General features: G+C 69.0%; 16 protein-coding genes. 3 read left to right on the forward strand and 13 right to left on the reverse strand.

The genetic code is table 11. The features are described 5' to 3' along the window. Positions 1 to 1024: amidase family protein (locus ACSLTV_RS32790; protein WP_435613432.1), on the forward strand; the 1024-nt coding region annotated here is incomplete at its 5' end. On the opposite strand, the gene ACSLTV_RS32795 is transcribed toward ACSLTV_RS32790, so the two are convergent. From ACSLTV_RS32795 to ACSLTV_RS32815, 5 genes are all read right to left on the reverse strand, one after another. Further along, the gene (locus tag ACSLTV_RS32795; RefSeq protein ID WP_435613433.1) at positions 1002 to 1520 is read right to left on the reverse strand and encodes an AAA family ATPase; all 519 of its coding nucleotides are present in this window, start codon (positions 1518 to 1520) and stop codon (positions 1002 to 1004) included. The genes ACSLTV_RS32790 and ACSLTV_RS32795 overlap by 23 nt on opposite strands. A gap of 39 nt (positions 1521 to 1559) precedes the next feature. Further along, positions 1560 to 2195, reverse strand: coding sequence for a M15 family metallopeptidase (locus ACSLTV_RS32800; RefSeq protein WP_435613449.1), 636 nt, complete (start codon positions 2193 to 2195; stop codon positions 1560 to 1562). A gap of 32 nt (positions 2196 to 2227) precedes the next feature. Beyond that, positions 2228 to 3469, reverse strand: coding sequence for a bifunctional class I SAM-dependent methyltransferase/NUDIX hydrolase (locus ACSLTV_RS32805; protein ID WP_435613434.1), 1242 nt, complete (start codon positions 3467 to 3469; stop codon positions 2228 to 2230). Positions 3470 to 3498: 29 nt separating this feature from the next. Next, positions 3499 to 4401 (reverse strand): NUDIX domain-containing protein, encoded by a 903-nt coding sequence (locus ACSLTV_RS32810; protein ID WP_435613435.1) that lies wholly within the window; start codon positions 4399 to 4401, stop codon positions 3499 to 3501. A gap of 249 nt (positions 4402 to 4650) precedes the next feature. Beyond that, positions 4651 to 4833 carry a hypothetical protein gene (locus ACSLTV_RS32815; RefSeq protein ID WP_435613436.1) on the reverse strand — a complete coding sequence of 61 codons (183 nt, stop codon included), beginning with the start codon at positions 4831 to 4833 and terminating at the stop codon, positions 4651 to 4653. A gap of 590 nt (positions 4834 to 5423) precedes the next feature. Here ACSLTV_RS32815 and ACSLTV_RS32820 point away from each other — a divergent pair. Continuing rightward, entirely contained in the window at positions 5424 to 6170 is a 747-nt protein-coding gene (locus ACSLTV_RS32820; RefSeq protein ID WP_432159018.1) for a class I SAM-dependent methyltransferase, read from the forward strand. Between the two features lie 101 nt (positions 6171 to 6271). Here ACSLTV_RS32820 and istB read toward each other — a convergent pair whose 3' ends face one another. From istB to ACSLTV_RS32860, 8 genes are all read right to left on the reverse strand, one after another. Further along, positions 6272 to 7096: an IS21-like element helper ATPase IstB gene (gene istB, locus ACSLTV_RS32825; RefSeq protein ID WP_432159017.1), complete on the reverse strand. Its 825-nt coding sequence runs from the start codon at positions 7094 to 7096 to the stop codon at positions 6272 to 6274. Next, complete coding sequence (gene istA, locus ACSLTV_RS32830) at positions 7093 to 8730, reverse strand: IS21 family transposase (protein WP_432159016.1); 1638 nt, start codon at positions 8728 to 8730, stop codon at positions 7093 to 7095. Before istA ends, istB begins: the two co-directional genes overlap by 4 nt. Positions 8731 to 8878: 148 nt before the next feature. After that, positions 8879 to 9994: an NUDIX hydrolase gene (locus ACSLTV_RS32835; protein WP_435613437.1), complete on the reverse strand. Its 1116-nt coding sequence runs from the start codon at positions 9992 to 9994 to the stop codon at positions 8879 to 8881. Between the two features lie 247 nt (positions 9995 to 10241). Beyond that, entirely contained in the window at positions 10242 to 11381 is a 1140-nt protein-coding gene (locus tag ACSLTV_RS32840) for an NUDIX hydrolase (protein WP_435613438.1), read from the reverse strand. Between the two features lie 78 nt (positions 11382 to 11459). Beyond that, positions 11460 to 12755: a methyltransferase, FxLD system gene (fxlM, locus tag ACSLTV_RS32845; RefSeq protein WP_159024994.1), complete on the reverse strand. Its 1296-nt coding sequence runs from the start codon at positions 12753 to 12755 to the stop codon at positions 11460 to 11462. A gap of 23 nt (positions 12756 to 12778) precedes the next feature. Beyond that, complete coding sequence (locus ACSLTV_RS32850; RefSeq protein WP_079189039.1) at positions 12779 to 14770, reverse strand: ABC transporter ATP-binding protein; 1992 nt, start codon at positions 14768 to 14770, stop codon at positions 12779 to 12781. Continuing rightward, the gene (locus ACSLTV_RS32855; RefSeq protein WP_061915968.1) at positions 14767 to 15234 is read right to left on the reverse strand and encodes an NUDIX domain-containing protein; all 468 of its coding nucleotides are present in this window, start codon (positions 15232 to 15234) and stop codon (positions 14767 to 14769) included. Before ACSLTV_RS32855 ends, ACSLTV_RS32850 begins: the two co-directional genes overlap by 4 nt. 471 nt (positions 15235 to 15705) lie before the next feature. Next, entirely contained in the window at positions 15706 to 16914 is a 1209-nt protein-coding gene (locus ACSLTV_RS32860; RefSeq protein WP_073948168.1) for a hypothetical protein, read from the reverse strand. Positions 16915 to 17056: 142 nt separating this feature from the next. Here ACSLTV_RS32860 and ACSLTV_RS32865 point away from each other — a divergent pair, with 142 nt between their 5' ends. Then, positions 17057 to 17587 carry an NUDIX domain-containing protein gene (locus ACSLTV_RS32865; RefSeq protein ID WP_236580134.1) on the forward strand — a complete coding sequence of 177 codons (531 nt, stop codon included), beginning with the start codon at positions 17057 to 17059 and terminating at the stop codon, positions 17585 to 17587. Positions 17588 to 17593: the final 6 nt, after the last annotated feature.

Genomic DNA, 17593 nt, shown 5'->3' on the forward strand with positions numbered 1-17593 from the left:
TAACCCGCATGACCCCAAGCGCACCACCGGCGGCTCCTCCGGCGGCCCCGCAGCAGCAGTCGCCGCCCGTCTGACCCCCGCCGACCTCGGCAGCGACCTCGCCGGCTCCCTGCGGCTCCCCGCCCACTACTGCGGTGTCTACGGCCTGCGCCCCACGCAGGGACTCATCCCAGCCCGCGGCCACGTCCCTCGCCCGCCGGGGTGGATCACCAGCAGCGACATGGTCACCCCCGGCCCCCTGGCCCGGCACCCCCGAGACCTCGACCTGCTCCTCGCCGCACTGACGACACCGTCACCCGACGAGAACAACCCCTGGAGCGTCACGCTGCCCACGGCGCAACGCGAGATCGGCCAGCTCCGCGTGGCAGTGTGGGCCGACGACGCGAGCTGCTCAGTCGACCGCAACACCGCCGATGCTCTCGCCACCGTCGAACGGACGCTGACCTCCGCCGGCGCGAGTGTCCGCCACACCACGGGGCCGGTCGGCTTCGCTGACTCTCTGCGCCTCTTCGAGCAACTCCTTTACGCCACCACGACCGCAGCCACCGACGACGACGCCGGCGCCGCCGAACTCGCCGCTGCCCGTGACCTGCACACGGACGATGCGAGCCCTCGAGCCGCCTTCCTCCGCCACCGAACGCAGACACACCGTGTCTGGCTCCGCGCCAACGAGGAGCGCCTCCGGCTCCGGCAGACGTGGCACCGGTTCTTCGCCGACGCCCGGCACGATGTCCTCATTACGCCCGCCGCTCCTACTGCGGCGATCCCAGCCGGGAGCCGCTCTCTCATGGTCGACGGCGTCGAACGGAGCTTCTTCGACCAGACCGGCTGGGCCAACCTGACCAGCCACGTCGGTCTGCCCAGCCTGGTCATGCCTGCTGCGCGTAGCGCCGATGGCCTCCCGATTGGTGTGCAGTTGGTAGGACCTGCCTATTCGGAGCGGTCCTTGCTCGTGATGGCCGAGCACCTGGCGCCTCTGCTCGGCGGGACGGCCGGGGGCGTCATCGGATCATGGAGCGGATGACCTCTGCGTCGCCGTTGTAGGCGATGACGGCACCTTCATCGTCCGTAGGCGGTTCGAACCGAGCGAAGAAGTCGTCCAAGGCTTCGGGAGTCACGTTCAAGGCATTGGCGTCCTTGCGCTGGTTGCGCGCGGCGAGGCGCCACAGGAGCTTCTCCCTGGAGGCCGGCAGGTAGACGAGCAGCGGGAGTCCGCTCGCGGCTCGGACTGTCTTCTTCCATTCCTCGCGATCGGAACGACGCCACAGGCCGTGGTCGAGGACGACGGCACGGCCCGCGCCGAGGTGCTCCGTGAGCTGCGCACGTACGGTCTCGACCGCAGGAGCCTCGCGCTCGAAATACCCGTGCTCGGGGTAGTCGACCCCATACCGGCCGTGGAGGCGGTGGACCTCCTCGTCAACGCTGAGGCGGACAAGGCCCATCGCGGCGAGGGCCTGTGCAAGGTGCGTCTTGCCGGAGCCGGTGATTCCGATGAGCAGGACGGCGGTCGGCTTGCTCACGATGTCGCGCTTCCTCGCGGTACTGCTGGTAGCTGCTGCTTACGTGCGGTCGCGTGGTCCGTAGACGGCGGCTGCCTGGCCGGTGTGGAGGGCCCAGTATCGGTCTCCGTAGCTGAAATGCCACCACTCCGTTGGATAGTTCACAAAACCGGTGGCTGACATGACGCGGCAGAGCGTGTCGCGATGGGCCCGGGCGGCGCCGATGATCGAGTTCGCGTGGGTGTAACAGGCGCCGTCGCTTTCCTCTGGGGAGGCGTTCATCCTCGTCCCCATGTCCACCTCCTGGCCGTCCGAGGCCGCGAGGGTCAGGTCGACGGCCGCGCCGGCGCTGTGCGGCGCGATCTCCGGTGGGGAGACGTAGCGGCTTGCGGCCTCGTGGACGCGGCTGTCGCTCCAGTCGGGGTTTCCGCGACGTAGCTTGGTCGCGTACTCCTCGAAGTACGCCCGCTGGAGCGCCGGAGGTCGGTACCCCTCGACGACGAGCAGGCGGAGCTCAGTGGGAAGCAGTCGCTGGGCGTGTTCCAGGCGCTCGATGAGCCCGTGCCGCAGGTGCGCGAAGTGGCCGTCGGAGTCCTGCTTGCGTTGATCGACGAGGAACAGGCCGGACGCCCGTATGTCGATGAGTTCCTCGCCGCAGTCCTGAACGGGGATGGCGGCGACTCGAGGGTCGGACATTAGCACGATCTTCAACTACGTCTCCTTCGACGCTAAAAGAGGAGCGGCGCGACAGGTGTACGTCGGTGTCGGCGGTCAGGCCAGGCCGTCGCCAGGCATAGCCGCTGTCCGGATGCGAAACGCGTGAAGTGCGCTGGCGAGTGGTCGATGGCCAGGTCGGGCCGCCATGCGGTGAGGATCTGGGCGCTGCACACGAACAGGCCGTCGGGGAGCTGATCGAGCGGGTGCCAAGCCCAGTCGCCGACGCTCTCGTCCGGCTGCGTGGTCGGCTGCCCCTGCCAGGCAAGGACGAGCGCGCCGACGGTGACCCGCAGGACACTTCCGACGTGGTCGAAGAGCGTGCCCAGGAGCTGGACGTCGCCGGTCCGAGCGACCAGACCGGTTTCCTCGCCGAGTTCTCGGATCACCGCGTCCACGAAGGATTCCCCGGCCTCCACGCTCCCACCGGGCAGTTCGAGGGTGCCGCGTCGGTGTCGTCCCAGCAGAATGCCCTGTTCGCTCAGCAGGATCGCTCCGACGCCGACGGCTGCGTGGGCTGCCGGCGCTCGGGTGCTGCGGGGCCGGCTGGAGACTCGCGCTGGCCGGTCGGGAAGGCGCCGGGCGCGGATGACCTGCTGGATAACCGTGGCGCCCTCGTCGGGGTGAGGCAGCAGGTCGATGGCCTCGACGCGGAAGCCGTACTCGGTGAGCAGGTCCTCCCACAGCTGCGGTGACAGGACCCACATCTGCGTCGGCAGGGGCGGATCGTCGCGCAGCAGGATCATCTGCTCGCGCGGCGCCACCTCCGTGGACGGGCCGCGGCCGTGCAAGTCGGTGTGGAGGAGCGAGAGGATCAGAGGGGCACCGGGGCGCAGTCCGTCGCGCAGCGCGGGCAGGGAGCGGTGCGGATCGATGAACCCGAGCGTCCCGATCGCGTATGCGGCGTCGAACGGCGCGGTGCCAGCCAGGTACTCGGCCACGTCTCCTTGGACGAACTCCACGCCCTCCACGTTCGTGTGGGCGGAGATGGCGCGTTCGTGCTGGGTCGGGGACAGCTCGATTCCGGTGACGCGGGCTCCGTGCGCCTGGGCGAGATGGACGGCGTGGTGGCCAGCTCCCGAACCGATGTCCAGGACGCGGCGGCCGGTGACGTCACCGAGGACTTCTGCTCCCGGTCCGACCCCTTCCCAAGGCGTCCAGGTGAGCTGGTCGGGGACGGGCGGGGTGTAGGCGCGAGCCAGTTGTCGCTGCCCATACATATGCCAGGCCCGTGTGTTGGTGTCCTGGGCGGCCACGATTGCCTCCTGGGTGGGTGCGCTGGGGATCAGGTGTGCGTGGTGAGGTAGGCGGGGCCTTCGCCACGACGGGCCTGTTCGATGGCGTCGAGGCGGGCGAAGGCGCGCGGCGCCATCAGTCCCTGCCAGGTGGCGAGGTCGTGCACGGCCCACATGTCGTGCTCGGCGGGATCGAGCCGGATCCGACCGAGCTGCTCTGCGGTCAGCCGCCCTCCGTCGAAGATGAGCCCTACCTTGTTCAGCGGCAGGCGGGGCCCGGCGTGCAGGAAGTGCGTGAGGAGAAGCTTCGGCGTATCCAGGCCCAGTTCGAGGCCGGTCTCTTCGACTGCTTCGCGGCGAGCGGTTTGCAGCGGGTCCTCTCCTTGGGCGTCCAGGTTGCCGCCCGGGAACTGCCAGAGGCGCGAGCCGTAGACCGAGCGCAGTTGAACCGGCCGGTCGTGTTCGTCGCGGATGTACAGGCAGCCGTACACCGTGTGGTGGGGGACGGTGTGCGCGTACTGCGCGGGCGTCATCGGCATCGGTCGGCCTGGCCGTGCAGGGCGGTGGTCGAATGCGAAGGCGAGGGCGCCGAGGCCCTCCTTGGCTGGCGGGTAGATGCTTCGCAGGTTGGCGAGCAGTTCTCCGGGCGGCCCGTTCGGGTCGATGCGCGCGGGGTCCTCTGAACTGAGCAGATCCTCGAAGGAGGGGTACGGGGTGATCCGCTGCACGATGACGTCGAGCTCCCGGCCGGTGTCGCGGTCGTGGAAGACGACCGTGTCGCCGACGGCAACGGCGCGCTTCCGCGGGGTGGCCACCCTCACTTCGATCGTCTTGCGGCCTGCTTCCACTAGGCGGTAGTACCGCGGGAGCAGGCGCATGTGGTGCTCTTGCCGTTCCTCTCTGGCCGCCGGACTCCGGACGGCTGGGATCGCCTGTTGGGTGTCGTCAGGCACACATGCCTCCGATAGATGCGGTGTGGTTCGTTGCGTTCAGCGGCCCATGGAAGGTGAACGGGGGTTGCTCCGTGACGGAATCTTCAGGGTGGACCATGTCCCGCCCCCTGCTCCGTCGGCCCGTCACACCCGGCTGCTCTCGCGGGCCGCGGAGGTGTCCGACCAGCTGGCGATGTAGCCCACTGCTTGTTTCGGCGAGCTGCCGCACTTCCTCGGGCGGGAGGTCCGGGTGCATGGAAGCGGCCATGTTCACACCCAGCCCGTTTCGGAGTAGGAGCGGCCGGCCCGGATGCCCTCGATGGCGACCCTGGTATAGGGGACGAGGTCCTCGGGGAGGGCGGCCGGATCCCAGAACTTCCACTGGGTGCACTTGTCCGGCTCGCGTAGTTCCGGCTCGCCGCCCCAGGTCCGAGCGCGGAAGAACAGGCCCATGCGGGGCCGGCCCCCGGCCCGGTCGATGTGGTGGACGACGTGGACGAGTTCGACGTCCTGTCGTTCGATGCGCTGTTTGTGGCAACTTGAATTGGCCCCACCCCGGCACTGAAGTTGGCCCCACTCGCTGGCAGAGACCGGTCGTGTGGGGGCGTCAACCTCGCTCCGACAAGTTGTTTTGGCCCCACCCCGAACGAGTGGGTTCTCTGGCCGGGGGGAGGGGGCGGAGCGGTAGCGTGAAGCACATCGGATCCGGACTGGACGACGGGCCCCGACAGCCCGCTGGACTACAGGATCTCGACCCGTGTTCGATCCGGGACCGACGGATTCTCCGATCTGCGGTGGACGACGGGACGGGCATCGGCACGACCGGCGGAGAACGGCTCGTGCCTAACTGGGCCGAGGCTGGCGCCCCGCAAGGGACGCCGGCCTCGGTTCTTGAAGCGGATCGGCTCAGAAGCCGTGTCCCGAGCCGCAGCGGAGGGATTGTCGGGGGTTGGGAGGCGCCGTCGGTAGCCTTGCGACGCCTTGGCGGGGAAACGGCTTCAAAGTGCTGTGCCAGGCGCCTCCGGACCGCCGAGGATGGTCAGATGACGATCACTTCGCAGGCCCGTTCCTTCGACAGGGCAGCCGCCAGCTATGCCGCCAACCGTCCTTCGTATCCGCCCGCGCTGCTCGATGCGGTTGAGGAACTCGCCGACCGGCCCTTGAACGGTGCCCGCGTCGCGGACATCGGTGCCGGCACAGGACTGGCGACCGCCCTCCTTCATGCCCGGGGTGCGCGCGTCATCGCGGTGGAACCGGGGTTTGGAATGGCTTCGCAGTTCCGCCTCGGACTGCCCCATGTCCCCCTCGTACTCGGTGACGGCAACAACCTGCCGCTTGCCTCCGAGTCCATCGACGTCATTACCTATGCCCAAGCCTGGCACTGGACCGACCAGCGCAAGTCCGTCCCAGAGGCCCTCCGAGTACTGCGCCCCGGCGGTGCACTCGCTCTCTGGTGGAACGACTCAGACAGCACTGTGTCCTGGATAGCCGACCAGGACTCCCGCCTGCGCCGCCTCTTTGGTGCCAAAGACAGCGAACCCGACCCGATGGCCCGATTCCGCGGCTTGCCAGCCCAACTCAGCTTCGTCACCCGACAGGTCGTGTGGACCAGGAGCGTCCCGCTCGATACCCATCTCGCGAACCTGGCCAGCTATTCCGACTTCCTTGTTCTCGGCGAGAACGGCACCAGGACGTTCCTGGCTGCTGAGCGCGACCTTCTGACCGAAGTCTTCCCGAACGGCACGGTCGAGGAGCACTACGTGGTCAGCTTGGCCGTTGCTGCCCGTTGAACACCATGGCAGCCCAGCGGGCGGATCCGCCCAGAGAAACAATGGCCTGACCTGCGCCGAAGCCCCGCGCATTTTGCCATGCGGGGCTCCGACACCTGTACTCACGACTTGCGGTGCTTCTCCTGGGTCTTCTTGAAGCGGAAGCTGTCGGTGCCCGTCTCGACGATGTGCGCGTTGAAAGTCACCCGGTCCACGATCGCCGCGCAGAGCCGGGGGTCGGTGAACGTCTGCTTCCACTCCGAGAACGGTGCGTTCGAGGCGATGGCGATGGCCCGTCGTTCCTCGCGTTCGGTGAACACCTGGAACAGAAGCTTCGCCCCGGCCTTGTCCAGGTCGAGATAGCCGAACTCGTCGAGACAGAGCAGGTCAACGCGTCCGTAGCGGGCCAGAGTCCGGCCGAGTTTCTTCTCGTCCGCCGCCTCGGCGAGCTCGTTGACCAGGTTCGCCGTGGTCGTGTAGCGGACCCGCATCCCGGCCTCAGCGATCGCGGTCCCGATGCCGATCAGCAGGTGCGACTTGCCGGTGCCGGAGTCCCCGATCAGGCAGAGCGGCAGGCCGACCTTCACCCAGGCCGGGTCGGCCAGGGTGCTGACCTGCTCGGGGGTCACGTTCGGATTCTTCTCGAACTCGAAGTCCTCCAGCCGCTTCGGACGGGGGAAGTTAGCCTCCCTGACCAGCCGGGTCTTCTTCCGCTCCTCTCGCTGGAGGCACTCGGCTTCCAGAAGATCGGCCAGGAAGTCCTTGTAGCTGGCCCGCTCCTTCAGCGCCGTTCCCGCGATCTCCTCCCAGCGTGAGCGGATCGTGGGCAGGTGAAGGGCCCGGCAGGCTTCGTCGATCACAGTCTCGACGGCGCCGGCGGCGGAGGCGTCCTTGCGGGGGCCCGGGACCCGCTCACCGACGTCGAAGAGGGCGGTGCTGTCGTTCATGCGGAACCTTTCGGATGGCGGGTAAGGAGCTGGTCATAGACGTCCACCGACGGCGGGGGACGGTTGTCCTCGGGCAGTTCGGGCCGGCGGGCGGGAAGCGTCAGCAGCTGCCCGCCGGGGATGTCCGCCAAGGGCGGAGGATCGTTCTCGTCGTCCTCCGGCTCGGGGTCGCGGGCGGCGGACTCGGCCCTGCGGGCCTCGATGGCCACCACGTCCGGGCTGATCGATCCGGCCTTGATCGCGGCAGACATCCCGGCCTGGACCGCCTCGGCGGGCATTCGCCGGTGCAGCAGCAAGACCTCGATCAGGGCCCGGGTGCCGGCCGCGTCCCCATGGGCCTTCAGGGCGGCGGCCCAGAACGCCTCATGGATGGCCGTGAAGGAGCCCTCGGCCCGTGCGGCGGCCAGCGCGGTCGACCCGGCCATGGCGCCGGGCTTGACCAGGAGGATCTCCAGGTAGTGGTCCAGCACGTCGCGATATCCGTAGCGTTTGGTCAGCCGAGGATGCCGGGCGACGATGTTCCGGCGCTCGAAGACCAGCAGCTCGTTGCCCCGCAGCAGAACGCGTACCCGTTCGCCGATGAAGCGGGCGGGCACCGAATAGTGGCTCTGGCGGACGGTGATCCGGCTGGTCCGGTCGACCTTCGGAGTCAGCGTGATGCCGCACTCGAAGTCCTCGGTCGGCAGTGGGGCCAGTTCCTCTGCCTCGATGCGGAAGTTGAAGCCGATCGAGGTCAGCTTCCCGCGCAGGATCCGCTCGTCCTCCGCTTCGTCGATCGTGGCGATGCGGGCGTTCAGCTCCTCCAGCGACGGGACGTCGGGCACCGGGACCAGGTGGGCCCGGCGGAAGCGTCCGCCTTCCTGTTCGACCCCGCCCTTCTCGTGGGCGCCTTCCTCACCGGGAATGCAGTAGAAGGCATCGAACCCGTAGTGCGAACGGAAGGTGGTCCACCGTTCCGATTCCACCCGGTTGCGGCCGGTGCAGACCTGCCGGACCGCGGGCTTGAGGTTGTCGTAGCGGATGTGCTTGGTCGGGACACCGCCCAGCACCCGGAATGCCTCCGCATGACCTTCGAGGAACGACTCCTGGGCCTGCGAAGCGAACACCCGGTGGACGGCCTTGCCCGAATACGACAGCCGCAGCGTGAACAGGTGGCACTTGACCACCTCGCCGGCCACCCGCACCCAGACATCCGCGAAGTCGACCTCGGCTTCCTCACCGGGCAGGTGTGTCTGGGGCACCATTCCCTCCAGATGCTGGCGGCCCTCACGGTCCTCCGCCACGATCTCCGGCCGCCGTTTGCGGACGTAGTTGCGCAGAGTGGAATACGACGCCAGGTCGAAGTCATGCTCCTCGGCCAGGCGCTTCTGGATCCGCTCGATGGTGTGCTTCTGCTTCCTCGGTGCCTTCAGATCGGCCCGCAACATCGCGTCGATCCACCCGGTGGCCGGATCCAGGACGCGGAACTGCCGTTGGCTGGACTTGCGCGGCGGCGGGATCGCGGAGGCCATGGCCTGCCGGACGGTTCGGCGGTGAACACCGTATTTCGCCGCCAGCGCCCGCTGCGAGATCGACGGATCGAGACGGACGTCCCGACGGATGTTTTCGAACAGCTCGACACGCGATAGATGCAACCCGGCCTCCCGACACGGCCATGACCAAGCACACGGCCTCCGACATGACCGTGAACGACAGACACACCCTGTCGGGCTCGGGCAGACAGCGCAGACCATTCACTCGGACGAGGGCATGTCGCCTCAGAGTGGCATGAGTGGGGCCAAATCAAATGTCGATCAACTGGGGCCAGATCAAAGTGCCGGAGTGGGGCCAACGAAACCTGTCACAAACAATGCGCAGACCGGCCTCCTCCCATGCCTCTCTGATCAGGCAGGTAATGGCGCTCTCCTGCTCGCAGTGGCCGGCCAGGACGTGCCAGGTGGAAGGCGCGAAGTTGGAGTCGGGGTGGCGCAGCCCGAGCAGCACCGTCCCGTCAGGCCGTTCCAGGTAGAGGTGAACGCCGATGATGTTGGGAACCGTGCCGTGCGGAGCGGCCGGGCGGCGCCCCTCGTGCGATGCGGGCCCGCTCTGCGACACGGTGCGGGATGCGCCGACCGGGCGGCTGGCGGCGTGGCGCCGTACGAGGGCGCTGGTGGTGTCTGCGATGCGGAGGCGGTGGAGGTCGTCGGGGGCGAACCAGGCCAGCATCACCCCTTCCGTCAGGTGGAGTTCGCGGGGGTCACCGTTCCAGCGGCCGGCGTAGATGGCGATGGGTACGGTCCCGCAGGCGTCGTCGGTTGCTTCCTCGATGCCGAACGGGGTCAGGTCGGCGATGTGGAGGCCGGCTTCCTCGGCCAGTTCGCGCCGCACAGTGTGCTCCAGGGTGGCGTCCTGGGGCTCTCGGCCGCCACCCAGCAGTGACCACATCCCCGGCTCCCAGATCCGGCCGGGGAAGTAGTCGCGCAGGTGGAGCAGGTACTCGCCACGGTCGTTGTAGATCAGGGCCGAGGCGTTGGCGGTCGCCGGTCCGGTTCCGGGCGGGAGCTTGAGCAGCTTCTGGCGCAGGGAGGGGGAGGCCACCCTGTGCGCGGGACGCCATTCGATGCCGCCGACCTCTTCTTCCTGCAGTACCAGCGGCACCTCTGCCGCGGTCTGCAGGCGGAAGAGGAACCGGAGGTCGAAGTGCCGGTGGCCGGATTCCCCCTTGCCCGGGTGGGCGTCGATGTCGTGTATGTCGATGTCGAACGGGACAGTCTCGTAGCCGGGCCACGGTGCCACGGCCTGGGGCGGGATCCCGGTCTCCTCGTGCAGCTCCCGAAGAGCCGCCCCTGCCAGGGACTCGTCCTCGGGCTCGGTGTGTCCGCCGGGAGCGAGGACTTTGCCGCTCGCCAGGTGCAGCACGTGCAGGACGCGGCCGAGCGGATCGATGACGATCGCGCCGCAGGTGACGTGTCCGGTGAAGGTGGAGCGGCTGGCGATATCGGTGGGACGGTCGAGGGCGCCCAGGAGGCCGCTGAGCCGCGCGCTCGTGAGGGTGGCGAGCGAGGTAGGTCTCGACGGTGGTGCGGATGTGGTCGGGTGACAGCGGCATTCGGCTACCTCAGAGGAGCGTGAAGCGGGACAGATGGAGGCGGGGTAGTCGTTCGTGTCAGCTCAGCCGCATCCCCTCAGCAGGGATCTCCTCGATGGCAGCGGGCCGAGCGGCAGGCAGACCCCACCGCTCCCGGGCCGTCTCAGCGGCAAGCAAGGCTTGCCGCGCTCCGGGCGGCCCCCATCCGAGCAGGGCGGCTGCTTGGGCGGGGGAGGCGAGCAGGCGGGCGAAGGGGTGGCCGGTGGCAGGGTCGACGGCCGCCGGTCCGACGGCGGTGACCCGGGCGGCCAAGCGGAGCCGGGCGTTGGGCCCCACCCCGCCGTAGACCTCACCGGTTTCGTCCAGCACCCAGCCCAGTCGCACCGGGTCAGTCAGAGCGAGTTGCGCTTCCTCGGCGGCTTCCCGGTGGAGGGTGTCCTCGGGAGTCGCGTCGGTCTTCTCAACCGTGCCGCCGGGCAGCATCGGCAGCGCGCCTTGCGGGCCGGGGTCGGCCAAGAGGACGACCCGGCCGTCGGGGACGAAGCACCACGCCCAGGCTTGCTGCACGGGGAGCCGTTCGGGGACGGGGTCGCGGTTGAAGGGGCTCTCCCACAGAGGCCGGTAGCGAACGTGCACGTCATGGCGGTCCAGTACCGGGACGTCGAGGATGTGCCGGCCGTCCGCGAGGTGAGCGGTGGCCGTGTTCCCGAGCCGTGCACGGTAGGCGGCGAGCATGATCTGCCCGTCCACGGGGCGCAGCCGCTGCACCGCGTCCCGGGTCTCCAGGAAGGCGTACTCGGACAGCTCCTCGCGCGGGAGGCGGATGGCCTCCGCCTGGTCAGGAGTGAGCGTTCCGCCATCGAAAACGAACCGGATCTCCCCGGGGAAACGCGTGCTGTGCTGGCTGTCCGGGTGGTGCGGGGAGAGGGAGTGGACGGCGAGCACGCCCGACAGGGGCAGGCTTGTCAGGCCGAGTTCCTCGGTGATCTCGCGCCGGCAGGCGACGTGCGGGTGTTCGCCGGGTTCGACGACTCCTCCGGGCAGCAGCCACCGGTCGTCCTCGCGGTAGGTGGGGTGAACGAGCAGGACGCGGCCGACTTGGTCAGTGACGAGCGCGGCGGCGCCGACCCACACCGTGTGCCGGGGGACGGCGTGCTGCCCTGCGGACAGGGCGGCACGCGGTGCGACATCATCCGAACCTGAGACGGGAGTGGTCACTTGGCGGTGCCTTCCTTATCGGTGGGGCGGGCATGGGTTCGGCACGGGCCGGGAGCGGTGATCAGGAGGTACGGCCGTTCATCCGGCGCTGCAGCTCCCTCGGACGGTGAGCAGTGCAGCGCGGCCGGGAACGATCGGCCAGTCCACGGTGATGCGGGTGTGCTTCTTGGCAAATACGTGCGGTTCGTGGTCTCTGGTCGGCGGGGTGCAACTGGCGGCCGGTCGTGCGGTGATGCGGGGGCAGAGGGCGCCGCGGTGGTTGTGCTGCCAGTGCCGGACCTGCTCGGCCATCTCCTGTGCAGCGAGGTGTCCTCGGGTGCCGTGGCCATGGACAACGAACTCGTACAGGCCCTTGCCGTCGTCTCCGTCGCCGATGCGCTCGGTGGCCAGTCGCGCGAGGGAGTTGCCGCGGACGATCGCGGCGCCGGGCCAGTGCTTGGGCGGCGGGTTCAGGACCCCGTTGTCGCCGTCGGAGTCGGCCGAGAGGCGGCAAAAGCCCGGCAGGGCCCCGGCGAGGTAGAGGGTGAGGGCGTCGAAGGGTTCCTGGCCGCCTACGGTGACGTGGGTGTACGTCACGGTCGGCTCGCAGGTGAGGGCTGGGGCGAGTTCGTCGACGGGCAACGGGTTGCCGTCTTCCCAGGACAGGTGGACGCCGGTGCCTGGGACGGTGCGGCGATTCCTGTGCCAGGCGCCGTCGCCCTGCATGGCGACAAAGCCGCAGACGATGAGCGGCTCGTCGCTGTGCAAGGCCCCGTCGTGCTTGGTGAAGCTGATGGCCCAGTGGTACCCGTGCAGACGCACCGGTGCGACGAGACGGCCGCCCTCGGCCAGGGCGTCGATCCAGGGCAGATCCCAGGTGTCGACGGTGACCACGATGGCGTCGAATCCGCCGTCCGGCACCACCTCGGCAGGCAGGTGCTCGGCGTCCGCGGTGACCACGCGGATGCGGCCGTATCCGGCCTGAGTCAGGAAGCGGGTGGCCCGGTCGGTGACGGCTGGGTCGATGTCGAGGGTGGTGACGTGGCCGGTCGGGCCGGCGAGTTCGGCGATGAGAGCAGCGTTGTAGCCGCCGGAGCCGATCTCCAAAGCGTGGTGGCCGGGCTGGATGCGGGCGGCTTCGAGCATGTCGGCCTGCAGCCAGGGCGCGGAGATGGAGCTGATGACGGTGCCGTCGTCGCTGTGGCGGGTGGCGATGATCTCGTTGGCGTACGCAGCATGGAGGGGCGTTTCGGGGGCGAAGGCGTGCCGGGGCACGGTGCGCAGGGCGCGGTCGACCGCGGGGGTGCGGATGTGTCCGGCGGCGGCGAGTTCGTCGGCCAGTTGGTGGCGCAGAGCGGTGGCTTCGTCGAGGTCCGTGGTGGGGCGTGTGGTCACGGCGGGCCTTTCGGTCGTGCGGGTCATACCTGGTCCGAGACGGTGGGCGTTGCAGGGTTCGGGATGGTCGCGATCGGGGCGTACTGGGCGGCCTGGGCGTCGAACATGGCGGCGTACCGACCGCGGGCGGCGATGAGTTCGTCGTGGGTGCCGTGCTCGGCGAGGTGTCCGTTGTTGAGGACGTAGATGTGGTCGGCGTGGCGGACGCCGGACATGCGGTGGGTGACCAGGACAACGGCTCGGTTCGGTGCGGCGAGGCGGCGGATGCGGTCGAAGGCTTCGATTTCGGCTTCGGGGTCGAGGGCGGAAGTCGGTTCGTCGACGATGAGGACGCCGTCTGCCTGTGATGTTGAACTGCGCCAGTGCGTGCGGGCCAGGCCGACTTTCTGCCATTCGCCGCCGGACAGTTCGATGGCGCCGCGGAACATGCGGGCCAGCAGACTGCGCAGCCCGTCGGGGAGTTTGGCGATGACGGGGCCGGCAACGGCGTAGTCGACCGAGGGCTTGAGGTCCTGGTCTGTAGCGGGGTGGTCGGGGCGGCCGAGGCGGATGTTCATCGCGGCGGTCACGGGCCAGCGCTGGAAGTCTTGGGTGAGCAGGGAGACGCGCTCGAAGACCTGGGCGCGGTCGAGACCGGTGAGGTCCGCGTCGCCCCAGCGCAGGGTGCCGGCCTCGGGAAGCAGCATGCCCGAGAGGATCTTCATCAGGGTGCTCTTGCCGGAGCCGTTCTCACCCACCACGGCGGTGACCGATCCCATAGGCAGGGTCAGTGACACGCTGTCCAGGGCGGCGGTGTCCCGGTCAGGGTAGCGGTAGGTGACCTGGTCCAGAACGATTTCCCTGACGCGTTCCGGTACGGGCGCACCGCCGGCGGGCAGCGTCCGCTGAGCGGCCTGGGCGAGGAAGCGGCCGTGGTCGCGGACGTAGAGGCTCTCCTCGTGGAGTTGGTTGATGTTCATGACCAGCGCTCCCAGGCTCGCCGAGCCGGTGCGTACCGCGATGACGGCGGTCCCGGCGACGGCGAGGCTCATGTGCCCGGCCATGATCAGCCAGAACATGGCCCCGTAGGTCGCCGCCATCGCCAGACCGGACAGCGCGGAGGCGACCCACTCGGTCAGGGCCTTGTTGGAGGCGAGGCGTTCCTGTTCGGCCTCGGCGCTCTCGGCCATCTGCTCGTAGCGGCTCAGGAGGAAGTCGCCGACGGCGTGGAGGCGCACTTCCTGGGCGGCGGTGCGTTCGGTGAGTAGGTTGCCGATCAGGCGGCTGGCCCGCACGTGCTCGATCCAGCTCATCACCGACACGTATCGTTCCTGGGCCACGCGCATGGCGCCCCAGCCGCGAGGGGCGGCGATGAGGATCAGCATGGGCAGCAGTACGGGGTGGAGTACGGCGAGGACGCCGGCGGTGGTGATCAGCGAGATGAGGCCGTTCAGCGCGGCTACGCAGGCGCTGATCATGCGGCGGGCCGAACCCGGGCCATGCTGGGCGATGTCCACGAGCCGCCGGAAGTCGGGATCGTCGATGGCTTCCAGTTCGACGCTGGCTGCGGCGGCCAGGTACTGCGTGGTCGCGATCCGCTCGACCTTCGGCTCCAGCCGCCCTGCGCGGGAGGTGGACCAGGCGGACAGGGCGGAGTTGATGACGCCGATAGCGGCGGCGGCCAACAGGCCGGGTAACAGGGCGTGCAGCCGCTCGGCAGCGCTGCCGTTGCCGGCGAGCAGAGCGTGCATGACGGCGTTGACGGCGAGCAGGCCGGCGGCTGCGGCGATGCCTTGGCCGATCTCGCTGACCCCGACCGAGAGCAGAGCACGCCGGTCGGCCTGCCACGCCATGCGCAGGGTTGCGCCGACGAGTGTGGGCATGGAGCGCAGCGCGGACATCATGGTCAGGTCCAAGGTCGCGTGCTCGTGCTGGGACCAGCCCATGTCGTAGCGCAGGGGGCCGCCGAACAGCTCGTGTTCGGCGTCGGAGACCTGAGGATCGGCCATCGTGACCGGGCCGAAGAATCTCTTCACCGGGCGCCTCCCGCAGGCCAGTTGATGGCCCGGTAGGACGGGCCGTGTGTGAGCATGTGGAAGATGGTGGCGGTGTAGGGGTGACAGTCCGGCGACGGTCGTTCCATCGGCACCCAGAAGAGCCCTTCGTGCTTGTGTGGCTCGGCGTTGTACGGCTCACCCGTCCAGGACTGTGCCACGAACACGGCGGTGATCCGGTCCAGGCCACCGTCGGAGTCGTGGTGGTGGATTAGCCCGCAGAACTCCTGCTGCTCAGCAGTGATAAGGACCCCCACCTCCTCCATGGCCTCGCGTCGCGCAGCATGGTCGAGTGGTTCACCGACTTCCAGGTGGCCGCCCACGACAGTGAGCTGTCCCGGTGCGAGGGCGGCGTCCAGTGCGCGGCGTACGCACAAGGCGGCGCCGTTCGTACGGAGCAGGACCTGCGCCACGTCGGCGATCAGCTGGTGAGGCGAGTCGCTCACGGGCGGCCCTCCTGTACCAGGCGCTCTACGGTGTGCCGACCATTGGTCACGAGGGCACCGTCGTACCGAAAGCTATAGGTGAGGACGGAGGACGGGAGAGGTGTGGGTTGCGTCATGCCAGGTACCTCGTATCCGGCCGTGACCCGTCGGCGAGCAGAGCTGCGCGACCGGAGGTGAGGCGAAGGCTGGCGCCCGAGGAGGTAGCGGCATTTTCGAACGCAGGATGAACGAGTCCAGGGCGGCGTACGGGATGCATGGGGACTCCTCGGGGCGAGATGCGGACAGGTGATCGGGTAACGGCGGCCCTGCTGTAGCCGTAACGGGTGGAGGGGGGCGAAATCTAGAACGTGATTTCGAATACCAGGCTCTCTCCTTGTGTGGTCGGGTGGTGCGGGTTGTGATGCAGTGTTCGATCACTCATGTGGGTTGCGGTACCTCCTGCGGGGGATTGCCGGGGGGGCGCTTGGTCAGTCATCGCGTGGCGAGGTCCGGGCGGAGGGAGATGGCGTCGCGAAGGAAGCTGCGCTTGGAGTAGAAGGTGTGCTCGGCGGCCCAACCGTGACTGGCGAGGTACTCGCAGAGCCAGCTGTCGATCCGGTTCATCTCGATGAGGATCTCGTCCTGGTCGTGGTCGAGGATGCTGCGTGAGCGGAGGTACTCCAGCTCGCACTGGGAGAGCACCACGTCGGGGGCCGCCAGGAGTGCGCAGCGGTCGAGGAAGATGCCGTAGACGTGTCCGGTGCGCAGCGACTCGCACTGGATGTCGTAGCGGACGCGCTGGAAGGGCGGCATGGCCCGGACCTGGAGGTTCAAGTCTTCGCGCAGGAACGTCTCGAAGCGGTCGGGGGTGATGTCGAGGCCAGGGGTGAGTTCCTCGCGGCGGGCGAAGGCGTCCTCGGTGAACCACTTTCGCTTGAGCACGTGCCCGGCGGTGACGGTGGGGATGAAGGAGGCGTAGCCGATCTCGGGCTCGGGGCCGGTGACGTCGAACAGATGGTTCTCGGTGTGGTGGATCTGGAACTCTTCCCGGTACTCCGGACGGCAGCCTTCCAGCTTGCCGTCGCGCAGTGCCTTGAGCAGTTCCATGGACGCGGACCAGATGTCCGGTGCCGGGGCAAGGGTGTACTTGAACTCCAGCTCAGTGCCGGAGAAGTGCTTGCGGAAGTACCGCAGATGGTTGTTAAGCGCCGTACTCGACTCCGCGTGCGCCGTCAGCACGGGGTCGAACCAGCGCAGTTCCTCGACCGGGCCGTGGCCGACTGGTTTCCGGGTGGTGCGGACGAAGCAGGCATCCTCGGGATGGAAGCGGATCTGCGCGTACGCGTGGTAGCCGCCGCCGGGATGTTCAGCCAGGTAGCACAGCGGCACCAGGCCGGGGGCGTGCTCGGTACCGACCAGGCCGCGCAGGGCGGGACCGGCGATGGCGTCGGGGAACAGTTCGCCGCCGTCGATCCTGGCCGCCCCGAGCCGGGTGCCGCCGGGGTGCAGCGCTTCGGCCGGGCAGGGCCCCAGCGCGTTCCAGCGGACGATCACGGTGGTGGCCGGCCGGCATACCTCCTGCGGTGGCACCCGTACGAGCACGATCGGCTCGTCTGGTCGCCGTGGCGCGGTGCGGTTGAGGAGGTGGACGCCGCCGAGGACGACCCAGGCTCCCCGGTCCGAGGGCTGCTCATCGGGCACGCTGGTCTCCTTCGTGTGAAGCGGGTGCCACGGGTGATCGCCCTGCAGCCCGAAGGGGCCACCGGGCCGGCCGGACATGCCCGGATGGCTGCCTGCTCGTCGCTGCGACGTCCGGCCGGTTCGTCGGCCTAGGGTGGGGCGGGTGAGTCATGGTGAAGTCGGTCAGGTGATCTTGGACGAGGCTGTTGCGGATGCCCGCCTCGCCGCGTGGGAGTTCGACGGTGCACGGGCCTGGCTGGAGGAAGCCCGCCGACATCCCATGGAGCCGCTGGCGGCCGAGGTGTGGGTCACCGACCCTGCTTTCGAGCACGTCCTGCTGGTCAAGCACCGCGTGCGCGGATGGGTGCCGCCCGGTGGCAAGGTGGAGCCGGGCGAGGCGCCGCGTGCGGCGGCGGCACGAGAGCTGCTGGAGGAGACCGGCCTGCGCACCGAGTTGCTGCCCGAGCCCGCTGCCGTGGCGGTGCGTTCCTACCGGGCCGACTGGTCTCCGACGCTGGGCCTGTCCTACGCCGCGATCGTGGGACGCGACGTGCCGCTCGCCGGGGAGCAGAACCAGCCGGCGGCATGGTTCCGTCTGGATACAGGCTGGGACAGCGTCTTCCCCGAGGACCGCGAGCGGATCCGTGCGCACGCTCGCTGTCTGGCAGCCGGCCGGGCGGTCGGCTCCCGCTGAGGTAGG

The sequence above is a fragment of the Streptomyces sp. bgisy159 genome (assembly GCF_965341775.1).
Taxonomy (GTDB): domain Bacteria; phylum Actinomycetota; class Actinomycetes; order Streptomycetales; family Streptomycetaceae; genus Streptomyces.

Coding starts and splice junctions, on each gene's coding strand:
- ACSLTV_RS32815 (WP_435613436.1), bottom strand. CDS start 4,833: ATGGGCCTGTTCTTCCGCGCTCGGACCTGGGGCGGCGAGCCGGAACTA.
- ACSLTV_RS32800 (WP_435613449.1), bottom strand. CDS start 2,195: ATGTCCGACCCTCGAGTCGCCGCCATCCCCGTTCAGGACTGCGGCGAG.
- istB (WP_432159017.1), bottom strand. CDS start 7,096: ATGAACGACAGCACCGCCCTCTTCGACGTCGGTGAGCGGGTCCCGGGC.
- ACSLTV_RS32820 (WP_432159018.1), top strand. CDS start 5,424: ATGACGATCACTTCGCAGGCCCGTTCCTTCGACAGGGCAGCCGCCAGC.